This is a genomic window from Streptomyces sp. NPDC012935 (assembly GCF_042900345.1).
Classification (GTDB): Bacteria; Actinomycetota; Actinomycetes; order Streptomycetales; family Streptomycetaceae; genus Streptomyces.
On record NZ_JBIBBC010000003.1, the window covers coordinates 137,063 to 160,379 of the forward strand.

20 protein-coding genes are annotated in these 23,317 nt (G+C 71.7%); 16 read left to right on the top strand and 4 right to left on the bottom strand.

Annotated features, from left to right (window positions below; all coding sequences use genetic code 11):
- Positions 1-100 precede the first annotated feature (100 nt).
- The gene (locus ACFY5C_RS09535) at positions 101-2,065 is read right to left on the bottom strand and encodes a collagenase (RefSeq protein ID WP_389442521.1); all 1,965 of its coding nucleotides are present in this window, start codon (positions 2,063-2,065) and stop codon (positions 101-103) included.
- Between the two features lie 184 nt (positions 2,066-2,249).
- The gene (locus ACFY5C_RS09540) at positions 2,250-3,209 is read right to left on the bottom strand and encodes a LysR family transcriptional regulator (RefSeq protein WP_389442524.1); all 960 of its coding nucleotides are present in this window, start codon (positions 3,207-3,209) and stop codon (positions 2,250-2,252) included.
- Between the two features lie 133 nt (positions 3,210-3,342).
- Between ACFY5C_RS09540 and ACFY5C_RS09545 the strand changes: the two genes are divergently transcribed.
- Complete coding sequence (locus ACFY5C_RS09545) at positions 3,343-4,788, top strand: glyceraldehyde-3-phosphate dehydrogenase (RefSeq protein WP_369269224.1); 1,446 nt, start codon at positions 3,343-3,345, stop codon at positions 4,786-4,788.
- A 70-nt stretch (positions 4,789-4,858) separates the two neighbouring features.
- On the opposite strand, the gene ACFY5C_RS09550 is transcribed toward ACFY5C_RS09545, so the two are convergent.
- Together ACFY5C_RS09550 and ACFY5C_RS09555 are read right to left on the bottom strand one after the other, a co-directional pair.
- On the bottom strand, positions 4,859-6,499 hold the full coding sequence (locus ACFY5C_RS09550) for a thiamine pyrophosphate-binding protein (protein ID WP_389442527.1): 1,641 nt from the start codon (positions 6,497-6,499) through the stop codon (positions 4,859-4,861).
- Positions 6,496-7,281 (bottom strand): cyclase family protein, encoded by a 786-nt coding sequence (locus ACFY5C_RS09555; protein ID WP_389443363.1) that lies wholly within the window; start codon positions 7,279-7,281, stop codon positions 6,496-6,498. Before ACFY5C_RS09555 ends, ACFY5C_RS09550 begins: the two co-directional genes overlap by 4 nt.
- An 84-nt stretch (positions 7,282-7,365) precedes the next feature.
- Between ACFY5C_RS09555 and ACFY5C_RS09560 the strand changes: the two genes are divergently transcribed.
- The 15 genes from ACFY5C_RS09560 to hypE all read left to right on the top strand — a co-directional run bounded on the left by ACFY5C_RS09560 (position 7,366) and on the right by hypE (position 23,311).
- On the top strand, positions 7,366-7,506 hold the full coding sequence (locus tag ACFY5C_RS09560) for a cellulose binding domain-containing protein (RefSeq protein ID WP_389442529.1): 141 nt from the start codon (positions 7,366-7,368) through the stop codon (positions 7,504-7,506).
- Between the two features lie 179 nt (positions 7,507-7,685).
- Positions 7,686-8,729 (top strand): ABC transporter substrate-binding protein, encoded by a 1,044-nt coding sequence (locus ACFY5C_RS09565; protein ID WP_389442532.1) that lies wholly within the window; start codon positions 7,686-7,688, stop codon positions 8,727-8,729.
- Between the two features lie 58 nt (positions 8,730-8,787).
- The gene (locus ACFY5C_RS09570; protein WP_389442535.1) at positions 8,788-9,792 is read left to right on the top strand and encodes a FecCD family ABC transporter permease; all 1,005 of its coding nucleotides are present in this window, start codon (positions 8,788-8,790) and stop codon (positions 9,790-9,792) included.
- Entirely contained in the window at positions 9,789-10,862 is a 1,074-nt protein-coding gene (locus ACFY5C_RS09575) for a FecCD family ABC transporter permease (protein WP_389442538.1), read from the top strand. Before ACFY5C_RS09570 ends, ACFY5C_RS09575 begins: the two co-directional genes overlap by 4 nt.
- An 89-nt stretch (positions 10,863-10,951) precedes the next feature.
- Positions 10,952-11,206, top strand: a complete 255-nt coding sequence (locus ACFY5C_RS09580) for an EF-hand domain-containing protein (RefSeq protein WP_363032180.1) — start codon at positions 10,952-10,954, stop codon at positions 11,204-11,206.
- 274 nt (positions 11,207-11,480) lie between these two features.
- A complete protein-coding gene (locus ACFY5C_RS09585; RefSeq protein ID WP_389442540.1) occupies positions 11,481-12,848 on the top strand; it encodes an MFS transporter in 1,368 nt (455 codons plus the stop codon).
- A complete protein-coding gene (locus tag ACFY5C_RS09590) occupies positions 12,845-14,266 on the top strand; it encodes an alpha/beta hydrolase family protein (protein ID WP_389442543.1) in 1,422 nt (473 codons plus the stop codon). The genes ACFY5C_RS09585 and ACFY5C_RS09590 overlap by 4 nt, the downstream gene beginning before the upstream one ends.
- A gap of 52 nt (positions 14,267-14,318) precedes the next feature.
- Positions 14,319-15,170 (top strand): PaaX family transcriptional regulator C-terminal domain-containing protein, encoded by an 852-nt coding sequence (locus tag ACFY5C_RS09595; RefSeq protein WP_389442546.1) that lies wholly within the window; start codon positions 14,319-14,321, stop codon positions 15,168-15,170.
- A gap of 131 nt (positions 15,171-15,301) precedes the next feature.
- Entirely contained in the window at positions 15,302-17,047 is a 1,746-nt protein-coding gene (locus ACFY5C_RS09600) for a hydrogenase maturation protein (RefSeq protein WP_389442548.1), read from the top strand.
- The gene (locus ACFY5C_RS09605; protein ID WP_389442551.1) at positions 17,044-17,631 is read left to right on the top strand and encodes a hydrogenase maturation protease; all 588 of its coding nucleotides are present in this window, start codon (positions 17,044-17,046) and stop codon (positions 17,629-17,631) included. The genes ACFY5C_RS09600 and ACFY5C_RS09605 overlap by 4 nt, the downstream gene beginning before the upstream one ends.
- 38 nt (positions 17,632-17,669) lie before the next feature.
- The gene (gene hypB / locus ACFY5C_RS09610) at positions 17,670-18,455 is read left to right on the top strand and encodes a hydrogenase nickel incorporation protein HypB (RefSeq protein WP_389442553.1); all 786 of its coding nucleotides are present in this window, start codon (positions 17,670-17,672) and stop codon (positions 18,453-18,455) included.
- A complete protein-coding gene (hypF, locus tag ACFY5C_RS09615; RefSeq protein WP_389442555.1) occupies positions 18,452-20,785 on the top strand; it encodes a carbamoyltransferase HypF in 2,334 nt (777 codons plus the stop codon). Before hypB ends, hypF begins: the two co-directional genes overlap by 4 nt.
- A gap of 3 nt (positions 20,786-20,788) precedes the next feature.
- Complete coding sequence (locus ACFY5C_RS09620) at positions 20,789-21,109, top strand: HypC/HybG/HupF family hydrogenase formation chaperone (RefSeq protein ID WP_389442557.1); 321 nt, start codon at positions 20,789-20,791, stop codon at positions 21,107-21,109.
- Positions 21,106-22,248 (top strand): hydrogenase formation protein HypD, encoded by a 1,143-nt coding sequence (gene hypD, locus ACFY5C_RS09625; protein ID WP_389442559.1) that lies wholly within the window; start codon positions 21,106-21,108, stop codon positions 22,246-22,248. Before ACFY5C_RS09620 ends, hypD begins: the two co-directional genes overlap by 4 nt.
- Positions 22,241-23,311, top strand: a complete 1,071-nt coding sequence (hypE, locus tag ACFY5C_RS09630; protein WP_389442562.1) for a hydrogenase expression/formation protein HypE — start codon at positions 22,241-22,243, stop codon at positions 23,309-23,311. The genes hypD and hypE overlap by 8 nt, the downstream gene beginning before the upstream one ends.
- The last annotated feature ends 6 nt before the right edge of the window (positions 23,312-23,317 follow it).

Here is a 23,317-nt window from a genome sequence, read left to right on the forward strand (position 1 = left end):
GGGCTGCTCGCGTCCAGGGCGCCCACCGAAGCCAAGTTCACCGCCGCCGGGAGGCCGACCCGGGCGGGGCCTGGCCGTCGACCCGCGCTCGGAAGACTGATCAGCGTGCGGATACCGCGGGCCGGCCTCCGCTCGCGGCCGCGCCGACCGCGCAGGCCCCGGCCGCGCACTCCGTCAGCCACTGGTCGAAGTCGGCGTCGTAGCGGGTGCCGATCTCGGAGGCGTAGACGGCGTATCCGCCCGCGTAGTCACCGACGCGGAAGCGGGCGAGCATGCGGTGGACGTCGGCCGGGTGGCGCTCGAACATGTAGCGGACGGCGAGATATCCCCACGGGTAGGTGCGGGTCACGTCGCTGTTGGTGTACGTGTTCTGGAACAGCGTGCTCAGCCGGTACGTGTGCTTGCCCGCCTCCGCGATCGCCCGGTCGTAGGTGATGCCGCGGTAGCCGTAGGAGACGTACTCGGCCACTCCCTCGATCCACCAGACGTCCGGCACCGAGATCTGCTGGGCGAAGTCGCCCTTCATGTTGTGGCGGGCGTCGAGGTAGTGCGTGTATTCGTGGTTGAGGTTCCAGATGCGGGCGGCGTGACCGTCGTCCTGCTCCTTCTGGTACATGACCGCGAACGGCCGGTTGGCCGGGTCCTCCGGGTCTCCGATCAGGGTCATGCCGCCGTTGTCCGTGCTGATCCCGAAGATCGCCCCGGCGTAGGTGCGGTAGGCGGCGGGGCCGGCGAAGACGACGAGGTCGATGGTCGACAGGTACTGGCCGGGTATCGGGCCGTCGTCCTTGACCAGGTCGTGCACGTACGCGTCCTGGCCGAGCACACTGTCGCACGCCGCGTCGAGGTCGGCCGGGGTGAGCGCCTGGGCCCGGATCGTGTGGGTGGCGTCGCAGGAGTGGGTGATCGGCAGGGCGGCCCTGGTCAGTTGGCCGGTCAGGTCGCAGACGGCGTAGTAGGAGCAGTTGGCTCCGTCGTAGTACTCGGCCTGCGTCGCCACCGCGACCCACAGTCCGGCCGTCGGGCCGGTGATCCGCGACGCGCTCAGCAGCTGCCTGGTCAGCGGCCGCACCATGCCTCGCAGCGACGGGTGTTCGACGTAACGGGCCAGGTTCATCCCGGCGTTGGACGCCAGGTACGCCCGGTCGGTGGGCAGCAGGTCGAGGTGATCGAGCGCGAACCTGTGAAGGGTCCGGACGATGTACGGGTCGGCGGCCACGGCACCCACGTAGTCCGCGTTCCAATTGCCGCGCCACAGCGGGGTGTAGACCGCGTTGACAGCCGCGAGCATGCTGGGGACGGCGTCATAGGAGCTGTCGTATCCGTTCAGCACCCTCCGGTAGACCTTCAGATAGCGGGCCTGCTGGTCGGCGCTGTCGGTGAGGATGACGACCTCGCTCAGCACGTCGCCGTTCGCCGCCGTGACGTCCCTCGACGGTGTGCGGGCGAAGAAGGCGTCCAGACCGCGGACGGTGTTCCGGGACAGACGTGTGCCGTACGCGCCGACGTCGGTGGGGTTGTTGAACTGCACGTAGTAACCGGCGCGCAGGAAGAGCACGAGCTGCCAGATGCGGGTGGAGTTGTCGCCGCGATAGCTCTGCGCCGTGCGCGTGAACGCCTCGGCGACGGTGACCATCTGGGCCTCACGGAAGACGGCGCGGGCGTCGGTGCCGGTGACCGCGAAGAGGCTGTTGACGCAGTCCGTGGTCGAGGCCTTGACGAAGGCCACCAGCGCGGATCCCGTTCGCCTCCCGAAGTCGGCGGGACTGCAAGGGGCCGCCTTCGGAACCTCCTGCGCGCCGGGGCGGTCGGGCTCGGGCCTCGGCGTCAGGGGCGGCAGATGGGCGGGGGTGCGCTGCCGGTCGCGTACGACGGCGTGGGTCGTGGCGTCGGCGGTGGATCCGGTCGGGGGCGGGGGCGGCGTCGGCTTCCCCGACCGGGTGGGGAGCGGGGCGGCCTCGGCCGCGGGTGTCGCGAGCGCGGGCGTCGACAGCAGGCCGGCCAGGGTGACGCATGCGACGAGCGCGGCGGCCGTGTGTCTGGGCAGCACGAAGCGGTAGCGCATCTGGATTCCTCCACGGATGGATGCGCCTCGATACGGGTGCTGAGGCGTGTGTGGCACTGTCTCAGCGCCCGCCAGGGCCAACAATGGCGTGTGACATAGCACATTGCACTGACCGCCCATAACGTCAGGCGTCGTGGGCGTGACCGAAGTGGAGTCGGGAGTTGCGCCTCAGGGGAGCCGGGAGCTACGCCTCGCTCACGTTCCACATGCGGGCTGCCCACGTCCTCAAGTGGGGGGACTGGCCGACGAGTTCACGGTATGCGGCGGTGGCGGACTGCAGCAGTGCGTCGGCCGTCGCCTCGGTGACCACGTCACGCCGCCACGCCAGCACGTAACGGCACCACAGCGGCGTGCCGATCAGCGGCTTGACGACGACCTGCGGGATGGGGCGAGTCGTCGCCTGCACGACGGCGACGCCGAGCCCGTCGGCGATCATTCCCTGCAACTCCAGCCGGTCGCCCAGGAATTCGTGCACCGCCGAAGGGCTGAAGCCGGCCGCCGCGCAGGCCGCGTGGAAGACGCCGGGCCATCCGGCCCCGTCGTCCGGCGTCAGGAACCAGGCCTCCTCGGCCAGATCCGCGAGGGCGACCTGAGCACGGTGCGCGAGCGGGTGGCGGGACGGCAGGGCGACGAAGTTCGGCTCGGTGACGATCCCGCGATGGGCCACGGCGTCGGAGTGCTCCAGCTCCCGGCCCGGGTAGTCCGCGGCGATGGCCACGTCCACCCCGCCCTCCTCCAGCAGTTCGACGATCCGGGAGGAGGCATACACGCTGCTCACCGCGAGCGAGACGTCCGGCAGCCGGTCGCGGACGCCCGACAGCATGCCCGCGAGCATCGGAGAGTTGGTCGCCGCCACACGCAGCGTCCGCCGGGAGGGCGCGGCGCCGGAGGCCGGCCGGCGTCCGATCGCGTCGGCGCGGGTGAGGACGTCGCGGGCCTGGGCGACCACCTCGAAGCCGTACGCGGTCAACCGCACCCCGGCCGGCCCGCGTTCGAACACCGCCTCACCGAAGTACCGCTCGATCCGCCGGAGTTGGGTGCTCATCGCGGGCTGCGAGTAGCCCAGCTCCGCCGCCGCCCGGCCCACGCTCCCCGCGTCCGCGATGGCGCACAGCACGCGCAGATGCCGTAGCTCCAGCTCCACCCTTCACTCCTCTTCCATATAGCGGGAAAACCATCCAAATTGGGGCACACTCCCACCTCAACGACCCCCCTTTGAACGATCGTCGCACCCTGCGGTTAGCATATGAGCGCCACCTAGCTCGAAAGATAGGCCCGTGACTGTCAACGACGACTCGTTCACCAACTGGAAGACCCGCGAGGAGATCGCGGAGTCGATGATCCCGCTCATCGGGAAGCTGCACCGGGAGCGGGACGTCACCGTCCTCCTCCACAGCCGCTCCCTGGTGAACAAGTCGGTGGTCAGCATCCTGAAGACCCACCGGTTCGCCCGGCAGATCGCCGGTGAGGAGCTCTCGGTCACCGAGACGCTGCCGTTCGTGCAGGCCCTCACCGCGCTCGACCTCGGCCCGTCCCAGATCGACATCGGCATGCTCGCCGCGACGTACAAGGCCGACGACCGCGGTCTGACCGTCGAGGCCTTCACCGCCGAGGCCGTCGCCGGTGCCACCGGCGCCAACAAGATCGAGCGCCGCGAGGGCCGCGACGTCGTCCTGTACGGCTTCGGCCGCATCGGCCGCCTCGTCGCCCGCCTGCTGATCGAGAAGTCCGGCTCGGGCAACGGCCTGCGGCTGCGTGCCATCGTCGTGCGCGGCGGCGGCGAGCAGGACATCGTCAAGCGCGCCTCCCTGCTGCGCCGCGACTCCATCCACGGCCAGTTCCAGGGCACGATCACCGTGGACGAGGCGAGCAGCACGATCTTCGCCAACGGCAACGCGATCAAGGTGATCTACGCGAACGACCCGTCCGAGGTCGACTACACGGCGTACGGCATCAAGAACGCCATCCTCATCGACAACACCGGCAAGTGGCGCGACCGCGAGGGCCTGTCCGAGCACCTGCGCCCCGGCATCGACAAGGTCGTCCTGACCGCGCCGGGCAAGGGCGATGTCCCCAACATCGTGCACGGCGTCAACCACGACACCCTCAAGCCGGACGAGCAGATCCTGTCCTGCGCCTCCTGCACCACGAACGCCATAGTCCCGCCGCTGAAGGCGATGGAGGACGAGTACGGCGTGCTGCGTGGTCACGTGGAGACCGTGCACTCGTTCACCAACGACCAGAACCTGCTGGACAACTACCACAAGTCCGAGCGCCGTGGCCGCTCCGCGCCGCTGAACATGGTCATCACCGAGACCGGCGCAGCGTCGGCGGTCGCCAAGGCGCTGCCCGACCTCAAGGCGCGGATCACCGGCAGCTCGATCCGTGTCCCGGTGCCGGACGTGTCCATCGCGATCCTGAACCTCCAGCTCAAGCGGGAGACGACGCGTGAGGAGGTCCTCGACCACCTGCGTGATGTGTCGCTGACCTCTCCGCTGCGCCGCCAGATCGACTTCATCACGGCCCCCGACGCGGTCTCCAGCGACTTCATCGGCTCGCGCCACGCCTCGATCATCGACGCCGGCGCGCTGAAGGTGGAGGGCGACAACGCGATCCTCTACCTCTGGTACGACAACGAGTTCGGATACTCCTGCCAGGTCATCCGCGTCGTCCAGCACGTCTCCGGGGTGGAGTACCCGACCTACCCGGCCCCGGCGGTCTGATCCAGCCCGCGTCGACCCGTCTGTCGCCCTGCGCTGAGCTGCGGCAGGCGGGTCGGCGTCCGCGGAGCCCTCAGTGGCCGCGGAAGGCCTCCTCCAGCCACCACGATCCCCGATCGGCGACGACCTTGGCGTCGACGAGCAACGGCACGGTCCGCGGCCCGGCGACCCAGTCCGCGACAGGCTTCAGGTCGGCCCGGGTCCGCACGGTCACCGCCTCGAAGCCGTAGCCCCGCCCCACGGCGGCGATGTCCGTCGGCGGGAAGCGGACCGTGTCCAGCGGGTGCCCGTGCGGACCGAAGTGGTGCACCTCGGCGCCGTAGGCCTCGTCGTCGTACACGACGACCACCATCGGCAGCCCGAGCCGGCGCACGGTGTCCAGATCCACCGCACTCATCAGCGCACCCCCGTCCCCGAGCGCCGCCACGGGCAGCCGGTCCGGCTGTGCCAGGGCCGCCTCGGTCGCGGTCGCCAGCCCCAGCCCGATCGACTGGAACGCCTGCGTGAAGCAGAAGCCGTTCTCGTCCGGCACCGACCAGTACGCGCTCGGGTAGCCCATGAAGTTGCCGGAGTCCACGCCGACCACCCGCTCCGCGGGCAGGATGTCGTCGAGGGCGATGCTCAACGTCCGCGGATCGATCCGCTCCCGCGTGCTCCTGTCCTCGTACGGCACGTCACGCAGCCGCCCCCGCGCCGCGATGGCGGTGCCGACCTCCGCGGTCCGATACCCCTGCCACTGCCCGTCGCCCACCTCGAACGCCTGGCGCGCGGTGAGCTGGACGTCTCCGGTGACTCCGAGCTGCACCGGCCGGTGCGCCCCGAGCGCCGACGACTCGTCGTCGACCTGTACGACGGTGGCGTGGGCGCCGATGAGGTTGCCGTGCCGCATCGTCCACATGTTCAGGGCGCAGCCCCAGGCGACGATCAGGTCCGCGCCCTGGAGCAGTTCGGCGACCAGGGGCGACGCGAAGCCGCCGGAGATGCCCAGGGACCAGGGGTTCTTGCGAAAGAGCCCGTGAGTGACGGCCGAGGTCGCCAGCAGCGCGCCGTACCGTTCGGCGAGCGCCTCCAGAGCCTCGCGGCAGCCCGGCCCGCGTGCTCCCCGGCCGGCCACGAATACCGGCCGTCGGGCCTGTCCGAGCAGCCGGGACAAGGCAGCAACCTCGTCTGTGTCCGGCTCGACCGGGGCCCGCTGCGGCGGGGGCGCCGCCCGGGCCAGGGCACCGTCCGGCGCCTCCAGCGCCTGCACGGGCAGCGGAAGGTTGAGCAGGACGGTACGCCGCTCCCCCACCGCCAGCCGTACCGCCGCGCACGCCTGCTCGACCGCTTCCTCCGCCGACGTGACACGGACCGTAGCCGCGCCCACCGCGCGGGCCAACGCCTCTTGGTCGACATAGAAGTTGGACCGGGGCTCGGTCACCTCGGCGGCCAGGACGACGAGTGGCGTACGACTCTTCGCGGCTTCCGTGATTCCGGTCATCGCGTTGGTCAGACCGGGCCCCTGATGCACACTCACGGCGGCGACCGTGCCGCTGGTCCGGGCGTACGCGTCGGCCATCGTCGCCGCGCCGCCCTCATGGCGTGCGGCGACGAACCGCGCCCCCGCCGCGACCATCGCGTTCGTCACATGGAAGTTGCCCGATCCGACCACCCCGAAGACCTGGCCGACCCCGGCCGCGCACAGGGCCCGGCCGACCGCTTCCGCGACCTTCATGAGCGCTCCACCAGGGCAAGCACCCGCGCCGGAGCCCCGGAGCCGGTGACGATGGGCAGCGGTCCGGCGATGACGACGGCGCCGGTCGGCGGCAGCGCGGCGAGGTTCTGCAACTGCGTCAGACCGTACTTGCCGCTGCCCATGAGATAGGAGTGACACGGAAAGGCCGGCTCGAACGAGTGCGCGCCCCCGGCATCCGTCCCCACCGTCTCGACGCCGAGACCGGTCACCGGCGACTCCTCGGCCACCCAACGGGCGCACTCCACCGACAGACCCGGGGTGTGCGGGCCGTTCTCGTCGGCGTTGAGGAACGCCTCCTGTGAGTGCGAGCGGGCATCCCAGCCGGTGCGCAGCAACAGCCAACCCCCGTCGGGCAAGGGGACGTTCTCGGCTTCCCAGGCCTTCACATGGTCGACCTCGACCAGGAAGTCGGGGTTCTTGGCCACCTCGGTGGTGAAGTCGAGGACGACGGCCGGTGCGATCAGCTTGCCGGCCGGCACGGAGGCCACGTCGGTGAGGTCCTTGCCGGTGACCCAGTGGTTGGGGGCGTCGAAGTGGGTGCCGGTGTGCTCGCCGCTGCGGAAGTTGTTCCAGTACCAGGCGGGGCCACGGTCGTCGTACCGGCTGATCTCCTCCAGCTCGAAGACGGCCGTCTGCCCGAACTGGGGCGGCAGTTGGATCACCGGTGTCGACGACGACAGGGGCGAGGTGAGGTCGACGACTTCGATCGATCCACCCCGCAGCCCGGACACCAGCGCGGCAAGGACGGACGGCTCGGGCATGGGCGCCTCCTCGGTCGTGCTCTCCATTTCAGCATCGCAGCCGAATTTCCCACCCCGCGACGCGTCAATGACAAGAGTGGCGACGTGAGCGTCGCCTCCGCCTCGTACACGGCGTCGATCGCCCCCGCCGGTTCGGTCACCCTGGGCTTCACGGCCACGAAGGGCAGCGCCAACCCGAGCCCGGCCGCCTTCACTCTGAACGACTCCGCGTGCACGCTGCCCTGACCGCAGGCACCCGCCGGCCTTGGCGTCCTGGCAGGTCAGGACGCCAAGGAAGCCGCACCTCCAGAGCACAGGACCGTGACAGGAACCACACAGTCCCCGTGTACGGCACACGGAGACCGTGCGGATAAGGTGAGCCTGGCCTAATTGATGGCCCCATGTGCATATGAGGGAGCCCTGTCATGCTTCACCGGCGCCGCGGCACAGCCGCCGTCGCTCTTGCCGTCGCCGCCGCACTGTCCCTCGCGGCCTGTGGCAGCTCCAACGACGGCTCGGACAACGCGGGTTCCGCAGCCGGGTCCGGCAACAAGAAGGACGTGGCCAAGGGCGGCAAGGATTTCGCGTCCGCCGCCGAGAAGACCGCCGCGATGGGTACCGACGCCAAGCCGGGCCAGTGGCCGCGCACCATCGAGCACGCCATGGGCGAGACGGTCATCGACTCCCAGCCCAAGCGTGTCGTGGTCCTGGACGTCGGCGAGCTCGACAACGTCGTCTCGCTCGGCGTCAAGCCCGTCGGCCTCGCCCCCACCGAGGGCTCCCCCGAGCTGCCTTCCTACCTGAAGAAGGACGCCGGCAGCCCCAAGAACGTCGGCACGATCAACAACCTCAACCTGGAGGCGATCGCCGGCCTCAAGCCGGACCTGATCCTCGGCAGCCAGCTGCGTGCCGCGGACAAGTACGACGAGCTGTCGAAGATCGCGCCCACCGTCTTCTCCATCCGCCCCGGCTTCACGTGGAAGGAGAACTACCTCCTGAACGCCGCGGCCCTGGACAAGACCACCGACGCCAAGGCGAAGCTCGCCGCCTACGACAAGAAGGTCGACGCGCTCGACGCCAAGCTGGGCGCCGCCAAGCCGACCGTGTCGATGGTGCGTTACCTGCCCGACGGTGTGATCCGGCTGTACGCCAACGCCTCGTTCATCGGCACCATCCTCAAGGACGCCGGCATCCCGCGCCCGAAGAACCAGGACATCGAGGACCTGGCCGCCGAGGTCAGTGCCGAGAACATCGACCAGGCCGACGCGGACTACATCTTCACCGGCGTGTACGGCGACGCGAAGGCCACCGACAAGTCCCGCGCGCAGGGCAACCCGCTGTGGAAGAACCTGAAGGCGGTCAAGGCCGGCCACGCGTACGACGTCCCGGACGAGACCTGGTACCTGGGTCTGGGTGTCACCGCGGCCGACGAGGTCCTCGCGGACCTGGAGAAGTACCTCACCAAGTAGGCCCTCGTACAGGGGGATTCGGCTGCCACCCGGCAAGAGCAACAGCAAGAGGAACCGCATGTCCCGTGCCACCCGGCGTCGTATCGCCTGGACGGTCACGGGCATGCTCCTGCTGCTGGTCGCCGCCCTGCTGAGCCTCGCGCTCGGCAGCCGGCAGATCCCTCCGGCCCAAGTGTTCGACGCCCTCCTGCACGGCGGCAGCAGCGACAACGCGCAGGTCGTGCGGGCGCTGCGGATTCCCCGCACGGTCATCGGCGTGATGGTCGGGCTCGCCCTCGCGGTCGCCGGCGTCGTGATGCAGGGCATCACCCGCAACCCGATCGCCGAGCCCGGCGTTCTCGGGGTCAGCCAGGGCGCCTCGCTGGGTGTCGTCTGCGCGATCGCGTTCCTCGGGGTGCACTCGCCGGCCGGCTATGTGTGGTTCGCGTTCGCCGGTGCGGGGCTGGCCGCGGTGGCCGCCTATGCGGTGGCGGGCAGCGGACGCGACGGTGCCTCGCCGGTCAAACTGGCGCTGGCCGGGGCCGCGATGAACGCCTTCATCGCCTCGGTGGTGTCCGCCATCGTCACCACCGACGCCCGCGCCCTCGACGAGTTCCGCTTCTGGGACGTCGGCTCGATCGGCGGCCGGGACGGTGACGTCGTCGCGCAGACCTGGCCGTTCGTCCTCGTCGGGCTGCTGCTGGTCGCCGTCGTGGCGCGAGGGCTGGACGCCCTGGCGCTCGGGGACGACGTGGCCAGGGGCCTCGGTCACCGGGTGGCGCTCCTGCGGGCCGTCGGCGCGCTCGCCGCGACCGTGCTCACCGGGGTCGCCGTCGCGGTCGCCGGTCCGATCGCGTTCGTCGGGCTCGCGGTTCCGCACATCGCCCGAGCCCTGGTGGGCGCCGACCACCGGTGGGTGCTGGCCCTGTCGGCGCTGCTGGGTCCCGCGGTGATCCTCGTGTCGGACGTGCTCAGCCGGGTCCTCTTCGCGCCCTCGGAGGTGCCGGTGGCCGTGATGACCGCGTTGCTCGGCGTGCCGTTCCTGGTCGCGCTGGTACGCAGGAAGGCGACGGTGCCGGCGTGACCCAGCCCCTCGATCGAACCGCCCCCGCACCTCGTGGCGTCCGCCCCCGCGGCTACACCGTCGTCCGCGTGCGGGACGGCAGCTTCCTGCTGCACCGCCGGGCGTGTGCCCTCGCCGTACTGCTGGCAGCCGTACTCGCGGTGACGGTCGTCGTGTCCCTGTGCGTCGGCGAGTCGTACGTCTCCCCCACGGAGGTCGTACGGGTGCTGCTCGGGCAGCCGAGCCCCGACGAGCTCGTCGTCGGCACCCTGCGCCTGCCCCGCCTGGTGACCGGGCTGCTGGTCGGCGCGGCGTTCGGCGTCTCCGGCGCGCTGATCCAGACCGTCGCCCGCAACTCGCTCGCCAGTCCGGACGTCATCGGCGTCACGCACGGCGCGGGCGCGGCGACGGTGACCGCGATGACCTTCGGGCTCACGTCGTACACCGTCCTGCCGTACGTCTCCGTCCTCGGCGGGCTCTCGGCCGCCGCGCTCGTCTATGCCTTCGCCTGGCGGGGTGGTCTGCACGCGACGCGCTTCGTGCTCGTCGGAATCGGCGTGTCCATCGCGCTCGGCTCGCTGACCAGGCTGTTTCTCACCAAGGGCGACTATCTGGTCGCCCAGCAGGCCAAGGTGTGGCTGACGGGCTCGCTCAACGGCCGCGGCTACGATCAGGCCGCGCCGCTGGCCTGGATCCTGCTGGCCCTGGTTCCGGCCCTGCTGTGGGCGGCGCACGCGCAGCGCATGGTGTCCCTGGACGACAGCACGGCGACCGCGCTGGGCGTGCGGCTCGGCCCGGTCCGGCTGGGTCTGACCGCGCTCGGCGTCGTACTGGCTTCCGTGGCGACCGGCGCCGCCGGCCCGGTCGACTTCGTGGCGCTGCTGGCCCCGCAGATCGCCCACCGGCTGACCCGCACCGCCCAGATCCCGCTGCTCTCCTCCGCCCTGACCGGCGCCACGATCGTGCTCGTCGCAGACGTGCTGGCCCGCCGGGTGTTCTCCCCGGTCGAGCTGCCGGTGGGCGTCCTCACGGCGGCCGTCGGCGCGCCGTATCTGATGTGGCTGATCGCCCGCACTCGCATTCGTCGCTGAGAAGGGAACCCGAGCGGGGAAAAAGGCGTTCTCCTCTGGTAACGGGGTGGGTCGGCTCGATGGCCGACGACAGGAACGAGGGTGACACGATGAGCGAAAAGGCCCGGAAGCTGTTCGAGGCACTCGACCTCGACGAGAACGGGACCCTGACCCGCGAAGAGGTGATCATCGCTCTGCGCAGCAAAGGCCCGTCCCTGGCCGCTTCTGGAGATCTGCCGATCTGGGCCGTCGGAGACGAGTACGCCTCGTCGGCGCTGTTCGACGCAGCCGACCAGAACGGGGACGCGGTGCTGACCCTGGAGGAGTTCGCAGCGGTGGTGGACCGCCGCTTCGGCTGGAGGTGACACCGGATGACCGCCGCCGCGCCGGCCGCCTCCCCTACGGGCCAGGCTTGACCGTCTTCATCGTGACGACATAGTCGGGGCGGCCCGGTGGTGAGTCCGACCCACCGGGCCGGCTCCCCGTTGGTCAGTCGCACCCCTGCTCAACACCTGCGCCTGACGCGCGCCGCCCGTCAGCGCCTGGGCCCCGCCCGATCCAACGTTGTGCACTTTATTGACGACAGTCACTGGAGAGCCTACCTTCGCGGTGTCCTTCCCCCCGTCAAGGGAGACCGCGATGCCCCCGTCCCCCGTCGCATCACCGTCACCACCCCCGTCCCCGAACCGCCAAAGCGCCCGGCAGCTGCGCCGGGTCGCCCTCTCCGGGCTGCTCGGTACCGCCGTGGAGTTCTACGACTTCCTCGTCTACGGCACGGTCGCCGCCCTGGTGTTCGGCGAGCTGTTCTTCCCGGGCGCCGACCCGGCCGTCGGCACGGTCGCCGCGTTCGGCACGTTCGCCGCCGGCTATGTCGCCCGCCCGCTCGGCGGCATCGTCTTCGGCCACTTCGGTGACCGGCTCGGCCGCAAGTCCATGCTGCTGCTCACGATGGGCTTGATGGGCGGCGCCAGCTTCCTCATCGGCCTGCTGCCCACGTACGGCACGATCGGCGTCTGGGCGCCCGTCCTGCTGATCACCCTGCGCGTCGTCCAGGGCATCGCCATCGGCGGTGAGTGGGGCGGCGCCACCCTCATGGTCGTCGAGCACGCCGGGGAGAAGCGCCGCGGCCTGTGGTCGAGCTTCACGCAGATGGGAGCCCCGCTCGGCTCCCTGCTCTCCTCACTCGTCGTCACCTTCGTGGTCGCCATGCCCAGGGACCAGTTCACGGCGTGGGGCTGGCGCGTGCCGTTCCTGCTGAGCGTGGTGCTGCTCGGCGTCGGCCTCTTCGTCCGGCTGAAGGTGGTCGAGAGTCCGCTCTTCGCCGAGGTGAAGAAGGAGCGCACCGAGGCGCGGCTGCCGGTCGTCGACGTACTGCGGCGTCCCCGGCCGCTGCTGCTTGCCTGCTGTGTCGGCATCGGCGCCTTCACCGCCCAGTCCCTGCTGACCAGTTACCTGATCGCGTACGCCACCGGCATCGGATACGCCCGCCCGCAGGTGCTCACCGCGCTCACGGTCTCCGCCTGCGTCGCTCTGGTCGTCCTGCCCTGCGCCTCCGCGCTGTCCGACCGTGTCGGCCGCCGCCCGGTCGTCCTCGCCGGAGCCCTCACTTCGGCCGCGCTCGCCTTCCCCGTCCTCGCCCTGGTCGACTCGAAGTCGCCCGGACTGCTGATCCTCGCCGTCGTCCTCGGCCACGGCATCGCCCAGTCCGTGATGTACGGCCCGCTGGGCGCCCTGCTCACCGAGATGTTCGGCACCCGGGTCCGCTACACCGGAGCCTCGCTCGGCTACCAGGGCGCCACCCTGATCGGCGCCGGCTTCTCCCCGATGCTCGCCGGCAGCCTGGTGGCCGGAAGCGGCAACGGCACCCCCGTCGCCCTGCTGATCTGCGGGGGCTCGCTCATCACCGCGCTGACCGTCTGGTTCGTGCGCGAGACCAACCGCACGTCCTTGTCCGGCACGGCGCCCGAACGCACCGACTCCCGCCGGACGGAGGGGATCTCCGCGTGACGACCACCACCGCGACCCCGGCACCGCACGAACGCCGGCCCCGCCGCCGTACCCGTATCGCCGGTGCGGCCGCCCTTCTGCTCGCCGCCGGCGTGCTGCCCGCCACGACCGCTGCCGCCGCCTCCGACACGACCCACGTCGACGGCCGACTCCCCTCGGGCGCCACGTACATGATGGACGTGCCCGCCCAATGGAACGGCACCGTCCTGCTGTTCAGTCACGGCTACGCGACCGGCCCGGCCAACCCCGCCCAGGACGCCCCGGACGACGCCACGAAGGCTCTGCTCCTGAAGAACGGATACGCCCTCGCCGGTTCCTCCTACGCCACCACCGGCTGGGCGGTGACGGACGCGGTCCCCGATCAGCTCGCCACCCTCACCGCCTTCACCGGACGCTTCGGGACGGCGTCCCGCACCATCGCCTGGGGGCGGTCGTACGGCGGACTCGTCACCACCGCCATCGCCGAGCGGCATCCGGACCGGATCGACGGTTCGATCTCCCTGTGCGGCCTGGTCCACGGCGGGGTGGCCAACTGGAACAACACCCTCGATCCCGTCTTCGCCATCAAGACGCTCCTCGCGCCCGGCACCGACGTCCCTCTGGTGAACATCGCCGACCAGTCGGCCGCCGACGCCGCCGCCGACGCCCTGACCTCCGTGGTCGACTCGGCGCAGACGACGGCCGAGGGGCGGGCCAGGATCGCGCTGGCCGCCGCCCTGCACAACATCCCCGTCTGGAACCAGCCCACGCAGCCCCGGCCGGCCGCGACCGACTGGGACGCCCAGCAGGCCAACCAGTACGAGGCGGTCAAAGGCCTGCTGAAGATCGCCGCCTTCAACCGGCGTCAGGAGGCGGAGGCACGGGCGGGCGGCAACATGTCCTGGAACACCGGCGTCGACTACGCGAAGCTGCTCGGCCGGTCCTCCGTGCGCAAAGAGGTCACCGAGCTGTACCGGAAGGCCGGCCTGTCCCTGCGTGCCGACCTCGCCACCCTCAACCGCGCCCCGCGCATCGGCGCCGACCGCAGCGCCGTGGAGTGGATGAGCGGCACCAGCTCCTTCACCGGCAGGCTGACCAAGCCGCAGCTGTCGGTCCACACCATCGGCGACGCCCTCGTCCCCGTCCAGACGGAGAGCGCCCTGAAGCGGGCCGTCACCGCCGCCGGGTCGGCGTCCCTGCTGCGGCAGGCGTACACCGACAACGCCGGCCACTGCACCTTCAGCCCCGCCGAGCAGCTGGCCGCCCTGCACACCCTGGAGGACCGTCTCACGGCCGGCACATGGGTCGGCACGGACTCGAAGTCTCTCAACTCCCGTGCCACGGCGGCCGATCCGACCACGCCCACCCGCTATGTGCGCTACCGCCCCGCCCCGTACCCGCGCCCCTACGACCTTGCCCACCGAGCCGACGGCCGCTGATGCCGTACGACCGCCCGCCGTGCCTGCGGTGGGCGGTCGTACGCTGTGCACCGTGGAGGACGACGACATCCTGGACACCCCGGTCACCTCGGAGGGCCCGCAGCCGCGCCCGCAGTCGCTCATGCTCGCCTTCTTCGGCAATCACGTCCTGGACGAAGGTGACCTGTGCGTCTACTCGGGCAGCATCATCGAGGTGCTCGGCCGAGTGGGGGTCGGTGAACAGGCCGTACGCTCCACACTCACCCGCATGGTCAACCGCGGTCTGCTGCGGCGCCGGCGCGAGGGCCGCAAGATGTTCTTCGGCCTGACCCCGCAGGCGACGCGCGTCCTCGAGGACGGCCGTACCCGCATCTGGAAGCAGGGGGCGGTCAACGACGACTGGGACGGCTCCTGGACCCTGCTCGGCTTCTCCCTCCCCGACTCCTGGAAACGCCGGCGCCACGACCTGCGCTCCCGGCTGGCCTGGTCCGGATTCGGTGCGCTGTACAGCGGGCTGTGGATCGCCCCCGGGAAGGTCGACGTCGCCGCCGTGGTCTCGGAGCTCGATCTGGCCGACCACGTCAAGATCTTCCACGCCCTGGCGGACGACAGCACCGACATCGCGCAGATGATCCACGGCACCTGGGACCTGGAGAGCATCGCCGCTCGTTACGTCACCTTCGACAAGCGGTGGACCGCACACCTCGACGCGGGGCCCGGGGACGACCCGATCGGAACCCGGCTGCGGCTGGTCAGCGAATGGCTCTGGACCATCCGCACGGACCCGAGGCTGCCCGCCCGGCACCTTCCCGCCGAGTGGCCGGCCCGTGCGGCTCAGGAGACCTTCCGGCGCGTCGCCGAGCACACCGAGCTGCCTGCGCGGCGAATGGCCGGCGAACTGCTGGAGACCACCCCGTTCGGGTAGGTGGGCAGCGCCGCCAGCCGCCCGACCCGGGCGGAAATGCGCTCCGGATGGCGGACGGGAACCTCCGGCGACGCGCGAAACGCCGCCGTGGTCCTTCGCGGCCCTCCCCCGACCGGCGAACATGCCATGTCATGGACATCTTGCTCGTCGCCAGCGCGTTCAACAGCCTGTCCCAGCGTGTGTACGCCGAACTGTCCGACCAGGGACACCGGGTTGGGGTCGTACTCGCCTCGCACGGACCCGAAGCGGTCCGCGCCGCCGTACGCGAAACGCGGCCGGAGCTGGTCATCGCTCCGATGCTGAAGACGGCGCTGCCGGAGGACGTGTGGCAGGAGCACACCTGTCTGATCGTGCATCCGGGCCCACCCGGCGACCGCGGCCCGTCCTCCCTCGACTGGGCGATCGGTGAGGAGGCGACGCGCTGGGGGGTGACGGTGCTTCAGGCCGAGGCGGCGATGGACGCGGGCGACATCTGGGCGGACGGGTCCTTCCCGGTGCCGCCGGTCGGCAAGAGCGACCTGTACCGCAACGAGGCCTCCGACGCCGCCGCGGCCGCCGTCCTGCTGGCGGTGGAACGATTCGCCGAAGGATCGTTCAAGCCGAAGGCACAGAGCGATCCCGCGATTGCGGTGGTGTGGCGCGACTTCCTCCGCCAGGAGCGGCGACGGATCGACTGGGAGAACGACAGCACCGCGAAGGTGCTGCGCAAGCTCCGCGGGGCCGACTCACAGCCGGGTGTCCTGGACGAGCTGTGCGGAAGGGAAGTGTTCCTGCACGGCGGGCACGGCGAGGACCGACTGCGCGGGCGCCCCGGCGCACTGCTCGCGACGCGGTGCGGCGCGGTCTGCCGGGCCACCCGGGACGGCGCGGTGTGGATCCCGGAGCTGCGCCCCCGCAAGAACTCCGGCGACCCGGCGCCGTTCCGCCGCCCCGCGGCCTCGGTGCTCGCCGGCTTCCCGGTTCCGCCCGGCAGCAGGCAGGTGGCACCACGCCATGACGGCGGCCCGCACTGGCTGCCGGAGGACGCCGCCCCGCTCGAACTGCCCGCGGAGCGCACCACCTGGACCGACATCCGCTACCGGCAGCACGGCGAGGTCGGTTTCCTGTCCTTCTCCTTCCCGGGCGGGGCGATGAGCACCGACCAGTGCCGCAGGCTGCTCGCCGCATACCGGCGCGCGCTCACCCGTCCCACCTCGGTGCTCGTGCTCGGTGGAACCCGCGACTTCTTCTCCAACGGCATCCATCTGAACGTCATCGAGGCGTCGCCCGACCCGGCGGGCGAGTCGTGGGCCAACCTCAACGCCATGAACGACCTGGTCGAGGCGGTACTGCGCACGACCGACCGCCTGGTGGTCGCCGCCCTCGGCGGCAACGCGGCAGCCGGCGGCGTGATGCTCGCCCTGGCCGCCGACCAGGTCTGGTGCCGCACGGGCAGCGTCCTGAACCCGCACTACCGGCGCATGGGCCTGTACGGATCGGAGTACTGGACGTACACCCTGCCGCGCCGCACCGGAGCCGGGACGGCAGCGCGGCTCACGACCGAGGCACTGCCGGTGAGCGCGGCGGCGGCCGCACGGATCGGGCTGGTGGACCGTCTGGTGCCGGTCCCGGCACAGGAGTTCACCGGGGAAGTCGAGCACATGGCTGCCGCCCTCGCCGAGGCCCCGGACCTCGCGGCCCGGATCGCCGCGAAGGCCGCGGCGCGGCAGGCGGACGAGGCGCGGCAACCGCTCGGCGAGTACCGGCGGGACGAACTCGCCCGCATGCGCGCCATCTTCTTCGACCCGCGTGCCCCGTACCACGCCCTGCGCTCGGCCTTCGTCCGCAAGCAGCCGAGCGGCTCGGCCAACCCGCTGGCCACCGGGGGCGCGCGATGAGCACACGCCTGCTGGTGGCCGGCGTCGGCAACATCTTCCTCGCGGACGACGCCTTCGGCCCCGAGGTGATCCGCGCCCTCGACCGGCGCCCCCTGCCGCCCGAGGTGCGGGTGCGGGACTTCGGCATCCGCGGCATGGACCTGGCGTACGAGCTGCTCGACGGCTACGACACGGCCGTACTGGTCGACGCGTCCGTCCGGGGACACGAGCCGGGCACCCTGTCCCTGATCGAGCCGGAGCTTCCCGACGGCACCGCGGGCGGGCCCGTTCCCGAGGCGCACGGCATGGACCCGGCGAAGGTCCTTGCACTGGCCACCCACCTGGGCGACGAGCCGCTGCCACGCGTCCTCGTCCTGGCCTGCGAGCCCGAGCTGCGGCTGCGCGGCGACGAGGACATCGCGCCGGGCATCAGCGAGACCGTGCGCGACGCCATCGGGCGGGCCGTCGCCGCGCTGCACGTGATGGTCCCGGCGCTGCTCGCCGACCCGAACGCCACGCCCCCGTTGAGCCGCCCGGAGGAATCCACGGGCCCGTGCGCGGCCGGTCTCCCCCGCCTGGTGGCGAAGGGCGCGGAGGATCGATAGCGGTCCGAACCCCCGATCCCCCGCTGGGAGCAGCGCGCATGTGCGATTCCGTGGACGAGGTCACTCAGGCCGTCCTGGCGAAGAACGACGATCTGGCCGCGAGCCTGCGCGCGGAACTGGCCCGGCGTGGTGTGAGCGTGGCCAACCTGCTGTCCAGCCCGGGCAGCGGCAAGACGGAACTGCTCGGGCGGGTGCTGGCCAGGGCGGTCGAGCGGGGCATCCCCGTGGCCGCGCTCACCGCCGACCTGGCGACCGACAACGACGCCCACCGCCTCGCCCGTTCGGGAGCGCCGGTGAAACAGCTGCTGACCGACGGGCTGTGCCATCTGGAAGCCCGGCAGCTGCGCGGGCATGTGGAGAGCTGGCTGCCGGAGGGCACGTCGCTGCTCTTCGTGGAGAACGTCGGCAACCTCGTCTGCCCGGCCTCCTACGACCTCGGCGAGAGCCTGCGGATCGTGCTCATGGCGGTGACGGAGGGCGAGGACAAGCCGCTGAAGTACCCCACGGCCTTCGGCTCCGCCCATCTGGTGGTGCTCACCAAGACCGACCTGGCCGGCCCCGCCGGTTTCGACCAGGCCGCCTTCGCCGCCAACATCCAGCGGGTCAACCCCGGGGTGGAGCTCATGTTCTCCTGCGCCCGGACGGGTGACGGGGTGGACACCCTCCTCGACCGGGTGCTCGCGGTGCGGGACGGGGCCGCGGTCCACCGGCCTCCGCTGGCGCCCCGTCCCCACAGCCACAGCCACAGCCAGACCCCCACCCACACCCACGGCCACACGCCTGAGGACGCCGCTTCCGGCCTCGCGGCCGGCCGCGTCTCGTGACGGCGCCCACCACACAGGCGGTTCGCCGCCGCGTCACCGTGCGCGGCACGGTGCAGGGCGTCGGTTTCCGCCCGTACGTACACCGCCTGGCCTCCGATCTCGCCCTGGCAGGGTTCGTGAGCAACACGGCGAGCGGCGTCCTCATCGAGGTGGAGGGCCCGCCGGACGGCGTCGTCGACTTCTGCGAAAGGCTGGCCGCCCAGCCCCCGCCGCTGGCCTCCGTCACCGCCGTCGGATTCGAGGAACTGCCCGTCACGGGTGCCGACGGCACCTTCACCATCCGCTCCACCGACCGCTCCCCCGGCCGCACGCTCCTGCCGCCCGACACGGCGACGTGCGCCGACTGTCTGCGGGAGCTGGCCGATCCGGCCGATCGCCGCCACCGGCACCCGTTCGTCACCTGCACGCACTGCGGGCCGCGTTTCACCATCGCCACGGGCATGCCGTACGACCGGGCGGTCACGACCATGTCCGGCTTCCCGATGTGTCCCGACTGCGCCCGGGAGTACGGCGATCCCGGCGACCGCCGCTTCCACGCCCAGCCCGTGGCCTGCCCCGACTGCGGCCCCCGGCTGCGTCTGGTGCCCGCTGCCGGGAGCGGGGTCCGGCCCGCGCGGGACGCCGATGCCCTGACAGCGGCGCGGGCGCTGCTCGCCGCCGGAGGGATCGTCGCCGTCAAGGGCCTCGGCGGCTACCACCTGGCGTGCGACGCCACCGACGGGCGCGCCGTCGACAGGCTGCGCACCCGCAAGGCACGTGGCGGCAAACCGTTCGCGGTGATGTGCGCGGACCTCGATGTCGTGCGGCGGATCGCCGTGCCGTCCGCGTCCGAGACGGCCGCCCTCACCAGCCCACGGCGCCCCATCGTCCTGCTGCGCCGGCGCTCGGAGCACGACATCGTCGCGCCCGGGGTCTGCCCCGGCAGCCCGCACGTGGGCGTGATGCTGCCCTACACCCCCGTACACGCCCTGCTGTTCGGCCTGCCCGGCGATCCGCCGGGCCCGCGGGCGCTGGTCATGACGAGCGGCAACCGCTCGGGGGAGCCGATCGTCACGGACGACGACGAGGCCCTGACCCGGCTGGCCGGTCTCGCCGACGCTTGGCTGGCCCACGACCGGCCCATCGCGTCGCCGTGCGACGACTCCCTGCTGCGGGTACGTCCCGACGGCACGGAGCAGGTGCTGCGCCGGTCCCGGGGATACGCGCCCCGTCCCCTGCGTCTGCCGGTCGCGGTGCGGCCCGCGCTCGCCGTGGGCGGCGACCTGAAGAACGCGCTGTGCCTCGGCGAGGGCGATCACGCCTGGTTCGGCCCGCACATCGGCGACATGGGCGAGCTGGCCACCCTGGAGGCGGCCCGGCGGGCGGAGTCGCAGATGCGGTCCCTGACCGGCGTCAGCCCGGAGCTCGTCGCCGCCGACCGGCACCCGGGGTACCACTCGTCGCGCTGGGCCCGGCAGAGGTCCTCGCAACTGCCTGCGCTTTCCCCGGTGTTCGTCCAGCATCACCACGCGCACATCGCCTCGGCGATGGCCGAGCACGGCCTCGACGGCAGCACCCCCGTGATCGGCGTCGCCTTCGACGGTACGGGCTACGGCGACGACGGCACCGTCTGGGGCGGCGAGATCCTGCTCGCCGACTACAACGGCTTCCGGCGCTTCGGCCACCTCGCCCCCGCCCCGCTCCCCGGTGGCGACGCGGGTGTGGCCAACCCGTGCCGCCTGGCGCTGGCGCGGCTGTGGGCGGCAGGCCTGCGCTGGGACACGGACCTGCACAGCGTGGCCGCCTGCGCTCCCGATGAACTGGCCGTGCTGGAGCGCCAGTTGACGCGCGGTCTGGCCTGTGTGGCGACCTCCAGCATGGGCCGGCTCTTCGACGCGGTGTCGTCGCTCGTCGGCGTGTGTCATCGCGCGCAGTACGAGGCGCAGGCCGCCATGGAGCTGGAGTCAGCCGCCGCCGCGGCCTGGGACGCCGACACCTCGGCGTACGTCTTCGGGCTCGTCGGCGGCGTGTACGACCCGGCGCCCGTGCTCGGCGCACTGATCGCAGATCAGCGCCGTGGCACCCCGGCCCCCGTGCTCGCCGCTCGCTTCCACCGCGGCGTGGCGCGGGCCGTCGTGGCGGTCTGCCGGCGGGCACGCCAGGACACCGGATTGACCACCGTCGCCCTCAGCGGCGGGGTGTTCGCCAACGCGCTGCTGGAGGAGGAGTGCACGCGGCTGCTGACCGGAGACGGCTTCTCGGTGCTCCGGCACGGCGAAGTCCCGCCGAACGACGGCGGATTGGCCCTCGGCCAGCTGGTGGTCGCGGCGCACGAACGACAGAAGGAGTGACCCATGTGCTTGGCAGTGCCCGGCAAGGTCGTGTCCATCGACGACAGCTCGGACCCGCTCACCGGTCTGATCGACTTCGGTGGGGCGCAGAAAGAGGCGTGTCTGGAGTACGTGAGCGACGTGCGGGTGGGTGAGTACGTCATCGTGCACGTCGGCTTCGCGCTCCAGCGCCTGGACGAGGAGTCGGCGCTGGCCTCCCTGAAGCTCTTCGAGGAACTGGGGCTGCTGGAGGAGGAGTTCGGGGACGCCTGGGAGCAGGCGGCCAAGGAGGCGGGCGGCGCCGCGGTGACGCAGCGCCAGGACAGCGGAAGTGAGGCCCGGTGAAGTACATCGACGAGTTCAACGACCCCGATCTCGCCCGGCGGCTGCTGGACGAGATCCGTGCCACCGCCACCCGGCCCTGGGCCCTGATGGAGGTGTGCGGCGGGCAGACCCACTCGATCATCCGGCACGGCATCGACCAGCTGCTGCCCGAGATGGTGGAGTTGATCCACGGCCCCGGCTGCCCCGTCTGTGTCACGCCGCTGGACGTCATCGACAAGGCGCTGGAGATCGCCTCGCGGCCCGACGTGATCTTCTGTTCCTTCGGCGACATGCTCCGCGTGCCGGGCACCGACCGCGACCTGTTCCGGGTCAAGGGCGAGGGCGGCGACGTACGCGTGGTCTACTCCCCGCTCGACGCCCTGGAGCTGGCCCGCCGCAACCCGGACCGGGAGGTGGTGTTCTTCGCGATCGGCTTCGAGACGACAGCCCCGGCCAACGCGATGGCCGTCCACCAGGCACGCCGGCTGGGCCTGACCAACTTCAGCCTGCTGGTGTCCCATGTGCGGGTGCCCCCGGCGATCGAGGCGATCATGACGGCGCCCGAGTGCCGGGTGCAGGGGTTCCTGGCCGCCGGGCACGTCTGCAGCGTGATGGGGACGGCCGAGTACCCGGCCCTCGCCGAGCGGTTCGGCGTTCCGATGGTGGTGACCGGCTTCGAACCGCTGGACATCCTGGAGGGCATCCGCCTGGCGGTGCGCCAGCTGGAGCGCGGTGAGCACCGCGTGGAGAACGCGTACCCGCGGGCCGTGCGCGAGGAGGGCAATCCGGCCGCCGTGCGCATGATCGAGGAGGTGTTCGAGGTCACCGACCGGAACTGGCGTGGCATCGGGCGCATCCCGCGGAGCGGCTGGCGGCTGACCGACGCCTTCCGTGCCTACGACGCGGAGCACCGCTTCGACGTCAGCGGCATCCGAACCGAGGAGCCCGCCGAGTGCCGCAGCGGCGAGGTCCTCCAGGGGCTGATCAAGCCGACCGAGTGTGCCGCGTTCGGCACCACCTGCACGCCACGCACGCCGCTCGGCGCCACGATGGTCTCCAGCGAAGGTGCCTGCGCGGCCTACTACCTGTACCGCCGCATGAACGCCCCGACGCCGCAGGCCGACCGGGCCGCGCGGGAGGAGATGAACCCCGTTGCCTGAGCAACTCGCCGAGACGGTCGACCCGGCCAACTGGTCCTGCCCCGCCCCGCTGCGTGACCAGGGGGTCGTGGTGATGGGGCACGGCGGCGGCGGTGCGCTGTCGGCGGAACTGATGGAGCAGGTCTTCACCCCCGCCTACGGCAATGCCACGCTGGCCGGGCTCGCGGACTCCGCCGTCCTCGAACTGGGCGGCGCCCGGCTGGCGTTCTCCACCGACTCCTACGTGGTCAGGCCGCTGTTCTTCCCCGGCGGCAGCCTCGGCGACCTCGCGGTCAACGGCACCGTCAACGACCTGGCGATGAGCGGTGCCAGGCCCGCGTACCTGTCCGCCGCCTTCGTGCTGGAGGAGGGCGTGGAGCTGGCCGTGGTCGAGCGGATCGCCCGGGCCATGGGCACCGCGGCCGAGGCCGCCGGGGTCACGATCGCCACGGGTGACACCAAGGTGGTGGAGTCCGGGCACGGCGACGGCGTGTACGTCACCACCGCCGGCGTGGGACTCGTGCCCGACGGGGTGGACATCCGGCCCCAGCGCGCGCGGCCCGGTGACGTCGTGATCGTCAGCGGGCCGATCGGCCTGCACGGAGTGGCGATCATGAGCGTGCGGGAGGGGCTGGAGTTCGGGGTGGAGGTGGCCAGCGACACCGCGCCGCTGGCCGGGCTGGTGGCGGCCATGCTGGCGGTCACCCCGGACATCCATGTGCTGCGCGACCCCACCAGGGGCGGCCTCGGCGCGTCCCTCAACGAGATCGCGAGAGCCTCCGGAACCGGTGTCCGGCTGCGGGAGCGGGAAATTCCGGTGCCGGACGCGGTGGCGAACGCCTGTGGCTTCCTGGGGCTCGACCCCCTCTACGTCGCCAACGAGGGCCGGCTGGTCGCCTTCGTCCACCCGTCGGAGGCGGAGGACGTCCTCGCGGCGATGCGCGCCCACCCGCAGGGCGCCGGGGCCACTGTGGTCGGCGAGTGCGTCGCCGACCACCCTGGAATGGTGGTGGTGGCGACGGGTCTCGGCGGGACCCGGGTGGTGGATCTGCCGCTGGGTGAGCAGTTGCCGCGTATCTGCTGATCAGGT

What these genes read in the sequence shown, in the direction of transcription:
- ACFY5C_RS09600 (WP_389442548.1), top strand. Translation starts at nt 15,302, where the DNA reads ATGGACATCTTGCTCGTCGCCAGCGCGTTCAACAGCCTGTCCCAGCGT.
- ACFY5C_RS09565 (WP_389442532.1), top strand. Translation starts at nt 7,686, where the DNA reads ATGCTTCACCGGCGCCGCGGCACAGCCGCCGTCGCTCTTGCCGTCGCC.
- ACFY5C_RS09605 (WP_389442551.1), top strand. Translation starts at nt 17,044, where the DNA reads ATGAGCACACGCCTGCTGGTGGCCGGCGTCGGCAACATCTTCCTCGCG.
- ACFY5C_RS09570 (WP_389442535.1), top strand. Translation starts at nt 8,788, where the DNA reads ATGTCCCGTGCCACCCGGCGTCGTATCGCCTGGACGGTCACGGGCATG.
- ACFY5C_RS09580 (WP_363032180.1), top strand. Translation starts at nt 10,952, where the DNA reads ATGAGCGAAAAGGCCCGGAAGCTGTTCGAGGCACTCGACCTCGACGAG.
- ACFY5C_RS09585 (WP_389442540.1), top strand. Translation starts at nt 11,481, where the DNA reads ATGCCCCCGTCCCCCGTCGCATCACCGTCACCACCCCCGTCCCCGAAC.
- hypB (WP_389442553.1), top strand. Translation starts at nt 17,670, where the DNA reads ATGTGCGATTCCGTGGACGAGGTCACTCAGGCCGTCCTGGCGAAGAAC.
- ACFY5C_RS09535 (WP_389442521.1), bottom strand. Translation starts at nt 2,065, where the DNA reads ATGCGCTACCGCTTCGTGCTGCCCAGACACACGGCCGCCGCGCTCGTC.
- ACFY5C_RS09620 (WP_389442557.1), top strand. Translation starts at nt 20,789, where the DNA reads ATGTGCTTGGCAGTGCCCGGCAAGGTCGTGTCCATCGACGACAGCTCG.
- ACFY5C_RS09555 (WP_389443363.1), bottom strand. Translation starts at nt 7,281, where the DNA reads ATGCCCGAGCCGTCCGTCCTTGCCGCGCTGGTGTCCGGGCTGCGGGGT.
- ACFY5C_RS09550 (WP_389442527.1), bottom strand. Translation starts at nt 6,499, where the DNA reads ATGAAGGTCGCGGAAGCGGTCGGCCGGGCCCTGTGCGCGGCCGGGGTC.